This is a genomic window from Paenibacillus sp. Dod16, assembly GCF_049893405.1.
GTDB lineage: Bacteria > Bacillota > Bacilli > Paenibacillales > Paenibacillaceae > Paenibacillus_AQ.
Map to the genome: position 1 here is coordinate 472782 of NZ_JBNDYG010000005.1, position 13221 is coordinate 486002.

The 13221-nt window shown below is 44.9% G+C and carries 16 protein-coding genes and 1 tRNA gene; 5 read left to right on the top strand and 12 right to left on the bottom strand.

The window, feature by feature from the left end; genetic code table 11:
* Positions 1–324: 324 nt before the first annotated feature.
* Positions 325–1800: an aminotransferase class I/II-fold pyridoxal phosphate-dependent enzyme gene (locus tag ACPV3A_RS07005; protein ID WP_194541722.1), complete on the top strand. Its 1476-nt coding sequence runs from the start codon at positions 325–327 to the stop codon at positions 1798–1800.
* 66 nt (positions 1801–1866) lie between these two features.
* Here ACPV3A_RS07005 and ACPV3A_RS07010 read toward each other — a convergent pair whose 3' ends face one another.
* Together ACPV3A_RS07010 and ACPV3A_RS07015 are read right to left on the bottom strand one after the other, a co-directional pair.
* Positions 1867–2190 carry a DUF1292 domain-containing protein gene (locus tag ACPV3A_RS07010; protein WP_071223049.1) on the bottom strand — a complete coding sequence of 108 codons (324 nt, stop codon included), beginning with the start codon at positions 2188–2190 and terminating at the stop codon, positions 1867–1869.
* Between the two features lie 95 nt (positions 2191–2285).
* Positions 2286–2840 (bottom strand): copper amine oxidase, encoded by a 555-nt coding sequence (locus ACPV3A_RS07015; protein WP_426198524.1) that lies wholly within the window; start codon positions 2838–2840, stop codon positions 2286–2288.
* 250 nt (positions 2841–3090) lie between these two features.
* Between ACPV3A_RS07015 and ACPV3A_RS07020 the strand changes: the two genes are divergently transcribed.
* Together ACPV3A_RS07020 and ACPV3A_RS07025 are read left to right on the top strand one after the other, a co-directional pair.
* Positions 3091–3828: an MBL fold metallo-hydrolase gene (locus tag ACPV3A_RS07020; protein WP_194541720.1), complete on the top strand. Its 738-nt coding sequence runs from the start codon at positions 3091–3093 to the stop codon at positions 3826–3828.
* Positions 3829–3890: 62 nt separating this feature from the next.
* The gene (locus ACPV3A_RS07025) at positions 3891–4124 is read left to right on the top strand and encodes a DUF3892 domain-containing protein (protein ID WP_194541719.1); all 234 of its coding nucleotides are present in this window, start codon (positions 3891–3893) and stop codon (positions 4122–4124) included.
* Between the two features lie 88 nt (positions 4125–4212).
* Here the strand turns inward: ACPV3A_RS07025 and ACPV3A_RS07030 are convergent, their stop codons facing one another.
* Entirely contained in the window at positions 4213–4656 is a 444-nt protein-coding gene (locus ACPV3A_RS07030; RefSeq protein ID WP_194541718.1) for a GNAT family N-acetyltransferase, read from the bottom strand.
* 351 nt (positions 4657–5007) lie between these two features.
* On the bottom strand, positions 5008–5271 hold the full coding sequence (locus tag ACPV3A_RS07035) for a hypothetical protein (RefSeq protein ID WP_071223045.1): 264 nt from the start codon (positions 5269–5271) through the stop codon (positions 5008–5010).
* A 135-nt stretch (positions 5272–5406) separates the two neighbouring features.
* Here ACPV3A_RS07035 and ACPV3A_RS07040 point away from each other — a divergent pair.
* Positions 5407–5479: transfer RNA gene (locus tag ACPV3A_RS07040), tRNA-Val, on the top strand.
* Between the two features lie 554 nt (positions 5480–6033).
* Here ACPV3A_RS07040 and ACPV3A_RS07045 read toward each other — a convergent pair.
* The 7 genes from ACPV3A_RS07045 to ACPV3A_RS07075 all read right to left on the bottom strand — a co-directional run bounded on the left by ACPV3A_RS07045 (position 6034) and on the right by ACPV3A_RS07075 (position 12100).
* Positions 6034–6183 (bottom strand): cyclic lactone autoinducer peptide, encoded by a 150-nt coding sequence (locus ACPV3A_RS07045; RefSeq protein ID WP_367398377.1) that lies wholly within the window; start codon positions 6181–6183, stop codon positions 6034–6036.
* Positions 6152–6697: an accessory gene regulator ArgB-like protein gene (locus ACPV3A_RS07050; protein ID WP_426198527.1), complete on the bottom strand. Its 546-nt coding sequence runs from the start codon at positions 6695–6697 to the stop codon at positions 6152–6154. The genes ACPV3A_RS07045 and ACPV3A_RS07050 overlap by 32 nt, the downstream gene beginning before the upstream one ends.
* A gap of 6 nt (positions 6698–6703) precedes the next feature.
* Entirely contained in the window at positions 6704–7315 is a 612-nt protein-coding gene (locus tag ACPV3A_RS07055) for a hypothetical protein (RefSeq protein ID WP_426198529.1), read from the bottom strand.
* A gap of 1112 nt (positions 7316–8427) precedes the next feature.
* Positions 8428–10062, bottom strand: coding sequence for a hypothetical protein (locus ACPV3A_RS07060; protein ID WP_426198530.1), 1635 nt, complete (start codon positions 10060–10062; stop codon positions 8428–8430).
* Between the two features lies 1 nt (position 10063).
* On the bottom strand, positions 10064–10849 hold the full coding sequence (locus tag ACPV3A_RS07065; RefSeq protein ID WP_426198532.1) for an ABC transporter ATP-binding protein: 786 nt from the start codon (positions 10847–10849) through the stop codon (positions 10064–10066).
* Between the two features lie 63 nt (positions 10850–10912).
* Positions 10913–11452, bottom strand: coding sequence for a GNAT family N-acetyltransferase (locus ACPV3A_RS07070; protein ID WP_426198534.1), 540 nt, complete (start codon positions 11450–11452; stop codon positions 10913–10915).
* A 21-nt stretch (positions 11453–11473) separates the two neighbouring features.
* On the bottom strand, positions 11474–12100 hold the full coding sequence (locus ACPV3A_RS07075) for a TetR family transcriptional regulator (protein WP_426198536.1): 627 nt from the start codon (positions 12098–12100) through the stop codon (positions 11474–11476).
* A gap of 414 nt (positions 12101–12514) precedes the next feature.
* Between ACPV3A_RS07075 and ACPV3A_RS07080 the strand changes: the two genes are divergently transcribed.
* Entirely contained in the window at positions 12515–12889 is a 375-nt protein-coding gene (locus ACPV3A_RS07080; protein ID WP_260064443.1) for a L,D-transpeptidase, read from the top strand.
* Between the two features lie 71 nt (positions 12890–12960).
* Here ACPV3A_RS07080 and ACPV3A_RS07085 read toward each other — a convergent pair.
* Positions 12961–13221 (bottom strand): transposase (locus tag ACPV3A_RS07085; protein ID WP_426198538.1); only part of this gene is annotated, 261 nt, incomplete at its 5' end.

A 13221-nucleotide genomic window follows, 5' to 3' on the forward strand; every position in this document is an offset into this window, starting at 1 on the left:
AGATTATAGAATTTATAAATTTTCAGCGAAGCTGAACAATTCCATAATCGCAAGAAAAACTTCCTTTAACCGCGATCTGTCTTCTGAGAAAGTACGTCGATAGACGTTTTTTTATGGATGATATTTTAATGAAGGAACGATGAAGATCTTTGTTGCTCCTCCTTAATATGTCTAAAGTTTGAAGCGTTATGGGACATAGCAAAAAAAGCCGTTTAATCTCCTTGCATTCCCCCCCTATTTTGCTATACTCAATTTTGTTTATATAAAAACAGAAATCAACAAATCATAACAAAATAAACATAAGGAAAGGTTGTGACAACGTCCATGGACCATAGTCGTACACCGCTCTTCACCGCACTTAAAGAACATGCGGCCAAAAACCCCGTGCAATTTCACATTCCGGGACATAAGAAGGGCCTCGGCACCGACGCCGAATTTCGGGAATTTATAGGGGATAACGCCTTTTCTATAGATTTGATTAATATTGCGCCGCTGGATGATTTGCATCAGCCTACAGGCGTCATCGAGGAAGCCCAAAAGCTGGCAGCCGACGCATTCGGTGCCGATCACACCTACTTCAGTGTCCAAGGGACAAGCGGAGCGATCATGACCATGATCATGTCGGTATGTTCGCCTGGCGATAAAATCATCGTACCGCGCAACGTCCATAAATCCGTGCTCTCCGCCATCATTTTCACCGGGGCCAAGCCTGTATTCGTATCGCCTGCCCAGGATTCCAATGTGGGAATCGATCACGGAATCACCATCAGCTCGGTTCGGAAAGCATTAAAACGTCACCCTGACGCCAAAGCCGTACTGGTCATTAACCCGACATATTTCGGGGTAAGCGCCAACCTGAAGGAAATCGTGGATTTGGCTCACAGCTACAATGTGCCCGTTCTCGTGGATGAGGCGCACGGTGTATTGATCCATTTTCATGAAGAGCTCCCGATGTCGGCCATGGAAGCGGGGGCCGATATGGCTGCGACCAGCGTCCACAAACTCGGCGGCTCGATGACGCAGAGCTCCGTGCTGAACGTGAATACCAAGAACGGATACATCAATCCTTATCGCGTACAGACGATTATCAGCATGCTGACCACAACCTCCACCTCTTACATCCTGCTGGCATCGCTTGATACTTCACGCCGCAGTTTGGCGCTCCATGGACGCGAAATGGCTGCAAGGACGATTGAGTTGGCGCAATATGCACGTGATGAAGTCAACAAAATCGAAGGTTTGTACAGCTTTGGAAAAGAAATATTAGGCGGGGAAGCGACGCACTCCTATGATCCAACCAAATTGACGATCCATGTGCGCCACCTCGGCATTACGGGATATGAAACCGAGAACTGGCTGCGGGATCACTACAATATTGAGGTGGAGCTCAGTGATATGTACAATATTCTGTGCCTCATTACACCGGGGGACAATCGGGAGACCATCGATATTTTGCTGACAGCGCTCCGGGAGCTTTCCAATCAATACATGCATGTGAATGAGATTAACGAGCTGGTTGTGAAAACTCCGGAAATTCCGCAGTTGTCGCTGATCCCTCGCGATGCATTTTACGGAGATACGGAAGTTGTGCCTTTCAAGGAATCGGCAGGACGCATTATTGCCGAATTCATTTATGTCTACCCGCCAGGGATTCCGATCCTGCTTCCGGGCGAAGTCATTTCCCAGGAAAACATCGATTACATTATCGATCATGTCGAAGTAGGCCTTCCGGTTAAAGGCCCCGAGGATCGCAGCATCCAAAATGTTAAAGTCATCGTGGAAACGGACCCTATATTCTAAAATGTCAGCTGTAAACACAATAAACCCGGTGCGAGAGGTTCGCACCGGGTTTATTGCTTTGGAGTCTTATTCCTGGTTTGCAGCAGCGACCAGTTCGTTGTAAACCGCCTCTACTTCATTCCATTCTTCTTCGTCCTCAATATTGTAAAGAACCATTTCCTCGTTCTCTTCTTCCATACGTAGAATGACGCCGTCCGCTTCCGGATTTTCGCGTTCAAGCAAAAGCGCGTAAAGTTTCTCGCCGACATCAAATGTCTCCACAAGAACCATCTCTACTTCTTTTCCTTCTTCATCCGTCAATGTCAGCACAAACTCTTCGTGTTCGTGGTCGTGGTCATGATCGTGACCGCAGCCGCAAGCATCTCCGTGTTCATGTTTGTGTTCACTCATTGAAAAAACCTCACTTCGGTTAAATTATCATACTTTCGTATCGTATCACGGATAGCTTCCTCAGGTCAATTTCTACCAGGGCGCCAAAAGGCCTGTCAATTGAGCGTTGTAATGACCTTTTCGGCAATTTTCACAAAATCCGAATCCGCTTTTACTTTCACGTAAAAACCAACCGAATACTTACCTGTTGTTTTAAAATCGTACGTGAAATCATAGGTTCGGAACCAAAAATTATCCTTACGGTCCTTCACAACCTCGGATTGAATATCCTTGATATTGCCCGAAGGATCCTCAATCGCTACTTTCACGGAATGAATATCGGTGTTTAAGCTGTCGACCTGGCTAAAAACATTGAATTTCAGCTTACCCTTGTTCACGTTGCCGAATACAGTATCTCCTTTAAACAAAAAAATATGCACGTTCGGCTTAATAACTTGAACTTGTCCATTCGCGGGATTCCAATCCACAGCCCCGTCAAATTCCCGAACCGGCACATAGGTTTTGCCATCAATTAAATATCCGCCATCCTTCAATTCATGACCGTTCAGCCAGACACGGACACGCTCATTGACGGAATCTGCAAACAAAAGGGTGCTGCCACCCATTAAAGAGAGCACTAGCATACATGCCATCACTTTTTTCCATTTCATAATAATCATTTCCCTCCATTGGCTCATCTTGTTGTTATATGTGTATACTACATGTCAAAAAACAAGTTGCGGACAATTTTGCACTTTGTGGTAAAATTTTTTCCCCTTGCTTTAAGCTGGGCTTATCACAAATTATACTGCATTCCAGGCCCGATTCGATCATATAATCCGTGTAAATCGACATGGAATTCGTTAAAATATACATTAGCATACGGGGACTACACATCATATCATCAGGAGGTTTCATCCATTGACACTAAAATTGCAAATGCTTGGCACCGGCAGTGCGTTTGCCAAGAACTACTATAACAATAACGCACTGATCCATGACGGAAATTTCACACTTCTCATCGACTGCGGCATTACAGCTCCTCTAGCGCTTCATCAGCTGAATAAGACGTTTAACGATATGGATGCTGTGCTTATCACTCACATTCATGCTGACCATGTAGGCGGACTTGAGGAGCTGGCTTTTATTATGAAAATGAAATACAACCGTAAGCTCCCACTCTATATTGCCGAGACGCTGGTGGAACCGATATGGGAGCACACCCTCAAAGGCGGCTTATATCAACAGGGACATATCTCCTCCCTGCATGATGTATTTGACGTACACCCTCTGAAACCGGGAGTGAAGACCAATATTTCATCCGGCATCTCGGTAGAACTGATTCATACGCAGCATATTCCCGGCAAGGACAGCTATTCGCTTTATCTAAATGATCGGATTTTTTACAGTGCTGACATGGTATTCGACCCTATACTGCTCAACCAATTGGTGAATGAGCGGGATTGTGAAGTGATTCTGCATGAATGTCAGCTGCAAGGTCCCGGCGAGGTTCATACGACACTGGATGAGCTGCTTAGCCTCCCACAAGAAATTCAGGAGCGCACCTATCTCATGCATTACAGCGATGAGGTCGAAGCTTTCATTGGCAAGACCGGCATCATGGAATTTGTGGAGCAGCAGCGGGTATACGAATTGTAGTTCAGTATAGATGAATAGTTTATGAGGTTTCCCGGGAACACTAATGCCGGGAGGCGATTCATATGGATAATACACAACAAGAAGTCATAGGCGTCCGTAAAAACGGAGATGGCGACATCATCGAACTTAAGCTGGATAACGGCAGTGTCGTTGACTACAAGACAGCACAACAAATGGCCAAGAATAAAGAGATCAAAAACTTGAACGTATTCCGAGGGCGTGACGGTGACGAACATCTTCGCTCCAATGCGGATGGCGATCCCAGCAACAACCTGGACAATTTGCCAAACTTTTAAAATCATGACTAAAAAGACCTCGAGTTTATTCTCGGGGTCTTTTCTTTTTAAACAGTGCGGATCATTGGCACCATATATGGTAAGAAGCCTACAGTTCTTTTTTCATACGAACGTGGGGAATGCCCGCATCATCAAACGGCTCGTCCGAAATGGTCTCATACCCAAGCTTGCGATAAAATGCCTCCGCTTGAACCTGTGCATCCAGTACAGAATACTGCAGCTTCAATTCACGCGCCTGCGCTTCCAATGCCATCATCAGCACGCGGCCAATCCCTTTGGAACGGAAGGGCTTACGAACCGCAATTCGCTGCATTTTGGCGGAATCTTTATTGTAATAGGTGATACGTCCGGTTGCCGCGTACTGTCCCTCCGATTTGATCAGGACATGAAACGCATCGGAGTCCAGACGATCGTACTCATCAATCTCCAGGTCAATCGGCACCTTCTGTTCAAGCACGAAAACATCCTTCCGGATATCCAACGCCTGCTGCAATTGCTCTTCGGTTGATACATTTATGATTTCTGCTGCCATTTCAACACCTCTTTATGTAGAATCAATTCCTAAGTGATATCGCAGATCGAGATATTATACAAAATAATCGTTTTCCTGTATAGTATAAACTAACGTTTTCTTGAAAGGAGCATGGCCTTTATGGGCATGGGAGCCACGATATTTTGGGCTATTATCATCTCAGCCGTTATCATCTACCCTATCTTTTGGGCGATTAAAAAAGGTTATTCCCGCAAATGGGATGAGGAATAACATCGGCCGTTTTACAGCAAACCGCCAGCCTGCCAGCCGACGGTTTGCACTGCTCGTTGTTCGAGCAGTGGATACAGACATTCTTACGACTGATCTGATACGGATCGTTGCTGCACCCCTTTATGGTTGGAGATCACGTAATGTGTCCACCGAATCCATCGGCGGAACCGGCTCCAGTGCCCCGCTTCCCTGCTTGGAATACACGTCCTGATCTACAGAACGGCCGTAGACATCGAGCATTACGGGCGCTGCTGATCCATGGAGCGGCTCCAGCTGCACCGACGTTCTCTCCGGGATACTGCAACCGCTGCCCAGTACAGTTACCCCCAGCAACGAGAGCACCAGTCCGGCTCGTTTGAAATGATGGGATTTCCCACCTGCCATACCATTCACGCTCCTCCACTAGCAAAATCATGCTGTATTTAGTCTGAACCGGAATGTGATTTTTTATAACGAGAAAACCATTGACAGTCGCATTGTCTGCTGGTAATATATGAATTACCTTTTTAAATATTTCATGATCTGTTAGCTCAGCTGGGAGAGCACTATCTTGACAGGGTAGGGGTCAGTGGTTCGAGCCCACTACAGATCATAACCGAAAACCCTTGAGCCATTGGCATCAAGGGTTTTTTCTTTAGACTAGCTAGCTGAATTTCACCCATAGGGGACGAATTGGGGGCACAAAGTCGGGCCATGGATCCAGAGGCGCCTGATCGTTGATCAAGATTCTCTGCAGTTTCCGTTCCAGATCAGGAAGCATGCGTCCCCCTTCCTTTCTCGGGTCTCCAAGACAAGATATTGTTTTCATTGAATACTCGGGTTTCCCCGTCTCCAGGCACGTTGCCCGGATCCGCTGATCCCGAATGTTGTGTATCTTTATTTTACGTTGGGTGATATTCCCTTTCCGGTCTTCGTATATGATTTCGTTTGTTTTGTATTATATGTGAACATTTGTTCTTTAACCAATGTCATTTTTACCCTGACTGCACTTGATTAGAGGGAAAGCAGTATTCCTGGTAATCATAACTACAGTTTAATAAACTTTATAAAACTATGTTGATGTTGATCTTAAGATAAAAAAGAAAATTCCGGCACCTAGTAGGAACCGGAAACAATAACCAGAATAACAACGTATTCATTTTTTGGTTATTTCAGAAGCTCTTCAGGTGTATCACCACTATACACAAATACTGGACTTGCAGAATTAACAAAGAATACAGCTACCAACGTAAGAGCAGAAGCAATAAATGAAAATAAGCTTTGCTTAGATTTGTTGATTACCGACACTAGTCTCACCTCCCTTCAAATGAACTAGACTTAGTGCCTGGATAAAAAATACTATGGATAAGGTTGGTGACTGAATGAAAAAGTTCACCCCAACAATAATACAGCTGATTAGACGAAGTTTAGGATAGTGTTTCCTTGGTATTCTTGATTGCTTGGCAATTTGACTGGGGGCAAATAAAACTACTAGCAACAAACTTAAGATGTTGATAATTTGTGTAGACAGTTCTCCTAAATCAACAAAAGAAACCGCAGTAAACAAAGTTGTAGTAATAGCAATACAACCAGCGCCAGTCTTAACGTGAATTCCTCCTGAGAACTGTCTTAGCAGTGCAAAACCTATCAAACCTATAGTAGCCTGCTTCATGTGTCCGGTATAAATTGATATTAATAAAGTAAATGTAACAATAAATAATATATTTAATAGAATGGCAATAGCATGCTTTAAAACACCAACAGATGAAGGGTGTTCAGGTACTTGTCGTTTAATGCCTTCCGATATCCAAAGGGCGGCTCTTTCAATCATCAATTGTCACTCCTTTGTTTGGATCGCATAGAATAAGAAAATACCAAAAGTTATACCAAAAAAGAGAAGAAGAAGCCATAACCGATTAAGATAAAATAATATCGCCAATAATATCAAAACAACTACGATGAGGGAGATTAGTAAGATGTGTTCAAATTTAATACGCAACTTTTCGAGATCATATGTAAAGCCTATTGCATACTTATACATAATCCAAGAAATAAGTAAACCCGTCAGTGATGATAATAGCTGAAGTACATAGCCATCTACCTCATGGTTGTGAGTAGCTTCGATTGAGCCATACAAAGTTAGCATGTAAAAGACCTGAATTAATGCATAAAACATATAACCAAGTATGGTGCAGATCGCCGACCAGATGACAGGAATCTTAATAATGGCAGAAAATAAGAAAACGAAGATCAGTACCGTAATGAGGGGAGCAAGATAATCCAGTTGAAGTTCGTTGCGCATAATGAAACTTTGTAAGTTGGCAAGGATCATGACTATCAACGCCTGCCATATGTACTCTGTTGTTTTAAATCTAAGCAATGTCATGATTATCGAATAAATCGCCAGTGTTTCAAATGTCGAAAACACCATGAACCAAATAGCTTCCATTCAAAGCTTTCCTCCCTATACCATAAGAAATGTCTAATGTGTACTACGCCAGTTCCCGATACACTCTGATTATACTGAATGATTATATCGTTCATAAAATAAACGATATACAAACAGCCCCTCAGTTTCTATCAAGTCGTCTCTAAATGATGAATGTTCTTGAGGTCGATTCCGATGGCGCCTGCCACTTCTTATTTGTCTGGAAACTCTGATGGAAAAAGAAAAAACATCAAACGGCGTTTTAGCTCCGATATGGTTAAAACTTACGCTCGGAACTTACAGCAAAACAAATCGAACCACTACAACGTTCAATCCATAAAACTAAACCAAGAGGTAGTTATCAAGAATCCACGACCATGCGAAAATGACTAAGCCAGAATAACTACTATATTAACATCCTGACACCATCTAAGTTGATTATATAAGGCCCGGAAGGCATAACAACAGGTAATTAAATACATATGTGGGGGAATCCATCATGGATCTATGAAATATAGAGTAAAAAAGGAAGTTAATTAGATATATATATATTATATACGAACTAATGTTCTTGTTCAACTGTTTGGAACGCTAGATTTCATTAATTTCCTGACATCTCTTCTCACACAATTAAAAAATACACCTGTCCCCAAAACACCAGATGGAACACATGAAATAAAAAAGAGGCACCCTATCGAATGCCCCTTCTCTATCCTCGGTCCCAAAGATAGAAACTTGTTAATCGTTATGTTTTTGTGTATGTTGTAACTGAATAACGCCATACCGCCTTATAAGGAGAATAACCATTGCGAAACAAGACTTTATTATGCCTAATCGTTCTTTTACTAACATTCGGACCACATACAACCTACGGGGAAGACAACAGCTCGCTCAACCAAGAAACAATAAATCGATTACGGGAAACCTATAATTTGGAAGCACCCGGGCCTCCATCCATGCTATCCGGGTGGAGCGAAGGAGACTGGGGAATTAGTCTTGATCCTTCCTCTCTGCCCGATCTAATTCACATAACCCTGCACCCGGTATGGTTCTTTACCCGGCAGCTGGTCCGTATTTTATCCTCTTAGCGTAATCCGCTTCATCTTCCCCTCCTCTTCCTGTCATTCCCCGATTCACTTATACAGCTTGGTCCATGCCAAACCATTCGCAACGAGCAGCACGAGGATATATGCTAACATGCCATAGGGAAGCGTGCTGCTTGCATAATGCAAACCGCATAATCCGCCCACTACAATGAAGAAAAGCAGCACCCACCAGCCGTCTTTCTGCTGAGCCATATTAAACGCCTGAGAGAACGGCGGAGTGCGCAGAACTGCCTTGGCTGATAAAGGAATCAACACCAAGCCGGTAAGGAATACGATGAGAACATCCGGGATAATCCGGCTTCCGAACAGAATCAGGAATATGACCGCGTTCACAGTGAAGAGCGGTAGAAACATTTTGACCGCAAAAGCCTTTAATACCCCTTGGTATAATGGATTCATGCTTGGCATCGGGGCTGCGCCAAACAGCCAGAAGGCTTTGGGCTTGCCGGAGAATTTCAGCATCATAACGGCCGTTACAATCATAATAAGCATCGTGTGCAGTACATAGTACGACGATCCCTGGCTGATTTCGGTCAATGAGGAGTTGCGGATTGTGGAGACAAAAAATAAATAAGGCAGTAACACGGACAATCCGAGTGTTGGATACACTTTAAGCTTAAATTCTCTCTCATTCTTCAGCATGCTGGCAGATAATCGGAAACAAGCCTGCTCCGTGCGCGACCGGCATACCAATTTGGCCAAGAATCTGTCCAATCGCCCGCGCTCCCGCCCTTTTCCCGCTTCGCTGTAAGCCAGCTTCTCCAGATGCTGCTCGAAAGAAGGAATATAACGGACATAAACGATCATAAGCACAATCGGTACCAATACAGCCAGCAACGAGAGAACGGTCAGCCATCCGCTCCCCTCGCCAAACAGCCACTCATACGGAGCCGCAAACCACACCGGCGGAAGCAGAATCTGCCACCAGGCCGGCGTAAATACCAAATTGAAATCAATCAGATCAAAGGAACGGATCACAAACTGATAGCCAATGGCCAGCGCGGCGGAAAGCCCAATCTGTACATAATTGATCAGATCCTTCAGTTTCTCTCCATCCCAATACTTAAGCAGCAACAGATAAACCAAGGAAGTGCTCACCAGAATGAGCATATTCATCAGAATTAACTCCATGATATAGATCAGAAAGAACAGCACGCCATGCTTGATCAATCCTACGACCAGTGAGCCTGCTGAGAGCGCCCCGGTAAGCAGCAGCAAGTAAATTCCAGCATGAATCGATCTCGCCAACCCGACCGTACGACCGTCGATCGGCTTTGTCATCAAAATGCTGCGGTCGCGCACATCAAGCAGCACGGAAGAGAAATCTGAAATCATGGAGCTCATGATCAAGAACATTAGGATCGCAGACAGGATGCTCATCGGCATTAAATATTCCGGATCGCTCCAGAACACAAACGGTGTCAGGACAAGCCCGATTAAGCCGTACAGCCAGAGGGAGCTGACAAACAGGTTCTTGTCCTGCTCTTCTTCTTTCTTCCTGTTGCTTGAAGATAATATGACAGGTGCACGCCTCGAATCCATCAGCAATTTGACATGGAGGATCCTGCGCAGGGTTGCATAGTCGACACCCATTCTCGAAATAATTCCCTGAAAGCGATCCAGTATCTTCAGCATTCGAAACGATGATTCCAATCCCCCCATATCAACTTCCCTCCCGAACGATCGATACGAACCGTTCCGCAATACGGGCATGGTCATGGAACCCCGTCAGCTGATTAAACACTTCTTCCAGGGACCCCTCATGGGAATGCTGTTGTAATTCTTTGAACGTTCCGTCTGCCACTACCCGGCTGTCAGCAAGCAGGATGATCCGGCTGCTGATTTTCTCAACGACGTCCATAATATGTGAGGAATAAAAAATCGTCTTGCCCTGGGCCGAGAGTTGAGCCAAAACTTCCTTGACCACCATCACGCTGTTCGCATCCAGCCCGCTTAAGGGCTCATCCAGAAACAATAGATCAGGGTCATGCAGCAGGCTCGAGATCAGCAGCACCTTTTGCCGCATTCCTTTTGAAAACGTAGCGATCCGCGAGTGATAGGCCTTTTCCATGTCCAAACATTCCATCAATTGCTTCGCTTTATCATCCGCTGCATCATATGTAAGTCCGTACAACTCGCCTATAAAGGTCAAATACTCGGCAGCCGTTAACTGATCGTACAATTCGGCCACCTCGGGGACATATCCGATTCTCCGTTTGTAATCGATATTCCCATCGGAAATATCCTGACCGAATATGCGGACTGTCCCCGTGTACCCCTCAACCAGCCCGAGCATGATCTTGACCGTCGTGCTTTTCCCCGCTCCGTTCGGACCGATATATCCAATCATCTCGCCGCGGCGTACCTCCAAGTCGATACCGTTCAGCACATAACGATTATCATATTTCATGCGCAGGTCTTGAATCACTAACACTTCATTTTCGGACATGATATGATTCTCCATTCCCTCATTGACTTCACATACCTACCTTATTATGGAAGTAGGGGAAAATCAACCTTTTGACGCATACTCGCTCTGCAATATCCCCATATGCACGATGTCATGCCAGACGCCATTCCGGTACAAGCTCTGCCTGGAGCTGCCCTCGTGGACAAATCCGATTTTTTCATACAGCTTGATCGCTTTATGGTTGAAGGAAAATACTCGCAAGCTTACCCTGTGCAGATTCAGTTCCAAAAAAGCATAATCAAGCAAAAGCGTCATCGCTTCAAAGCCGTACCCTTTGCCCCAAGAAGTCTTTTCGCCGATGTCGATGATGCACTCCGCATTCCGGTTCTTGGTATCGATATGAACCAATGACATGATGCCGATCGGTCTGCCGGTATCCTTCAACAGGATCAGATAGCTCTTCGAGGAGGATGAGCCCAGGATCACATGTTGAACGAAGTCCTTTGTTTCCTCCAGTTGATAAGCATCCAGGCAAGGACTGGTGGATTGCATCACTTCGAGATCATTACGCCAGGTATGATAAAGCTCCGCGTCATTCATCGTCATTTTTCGACATGTCAATCTAGCAGAATTAAATAGCATCAACAAGCACCCTTTCCATAATCATGTTTCTATTGAAATCGGATCTAACATTACGCAGAGAGATTGGATGAACGTTTCCAGCTGCTCCGGTACACAAGTCATCGCCGGTCCCAGCTGGAAGGTATCCAGCATGAGTCCGTTCAGAAACGAGATCATATATCGCGCGATGGCTTCCGGTTCCAATCGGGGCCGAAACTCCCCTTGCTCCTGACCTTTCCGAATGACCCGTCCCATGGCCTCAATAGTCAGTTGATATCGTTCGGTTATATAGGGATAATCCTTCCTGGCATGAACATAAGAGGAAGACAGGAAAAATTCCGCCCTGGCCAATACAAGCGAATGCCGGATTAGCGATAGATCACCCTGCTGTTTCTGAACCCAGTCCATCAACTGATTCCATATCGGATATTGCGGATCCGGTTCAAATAAACGGAGCGTCTCTTGGTCGTCAAAACGCAGGACCTCTATAAATACATGCTCCACATTATCAAAATACGCATACACGGCTCCGCGGGACATGCCCGCTTCATCCATAATGTCCTGCATCACGGTGCGGGTATAGCCCTTTCTGATAAAAACGCGCCTGGCCGCCCTCATTATTTCATATTTCTTCTCCTGTTTGTATTCCTCACTAACCCGTGGACACATGAGTCATCCCTCTCCCGCCTTTTAACATGAATATCGATTCCACGAACTTCACCTTAACATAAACGACATGAGTGTCGTATTAAACTTATTTTATCATAAACGACACTGGTGTCGTTTTCAAGTTGCATCCTCGTTCAACACGAAAAGCCTCTTGAATAAATCCCCTCCCCTCCTTATATTTCTCTTTGAAAACAACTTGTTCTATTTTTCCGCTTATGCACATTTCCGTCAACATTCGCGAATAGCTGCATATATATGGGGGAGAACGAAAAGAGGTGATCGGACATCATTAAGGGCATCAGCCGCATACTGATCTTCACCTTACTGCTGGTTTTCTTTTTCCCCGTCGTATCCCATGGCGCTTCCGGACAGAAGCTGGACAGTAAGTACAGCAAGTACGCACAGTTTATCGTCATTGATAAATCCACCAACAAACTGACGTATTATGAAAAAGGCAAGGTCATTAAAACGTTTCCCGTCGCTACAGGCAAAAAGCCCTCCTATACGCCAGAAGGCCTGTTCAAAATCCACGAAAAAGTGAAAAACAGACCTTACTACAAGGAAGGCATCAAGGGAGGAGACCCCCGCAATCCGCTAGGGGATCGCTGGCTCGGCATTAATGTGAAAGTAAACGGCAGAGTCAGCTACGCTTATGCCATTCATGGAAACAACAACGCCAACTCGATCGGAAAATACGTATCGGCAGGTTGTATACGGATGCATAATAAAGACGTACGCTGGCTCTACGACAAAGTGAAAATGAATACCCCCGTCCTCATCCAAAAATAAGAGCGCAAAAAAGCCAAACACATTCATGTGGTCATAACCCTGTCAAGTAGACAGTACAAAAAAGACATGATTTATGCTGCGACCGTTTCCCGGTATTCTACCGGGGAACGGTCGTTTAATTTTTTCTGGAATCGGTTCTGGTTGTAGAACAGAATGTATTCATTCACTTGCTGTTCAACCTCCGCTTTGTTTGCTGCCTCATTCAGGTATATTTTCTCGGTCTTTAAATGAGAGAAGAAAGACTCGATACAGGCATTGTCCAGGCAATTTCCTCGCCTAGAGTGACTGCCTAGCATGCCGAGTTGTTTCAGTTTACGGTTAAATGGCTTTGA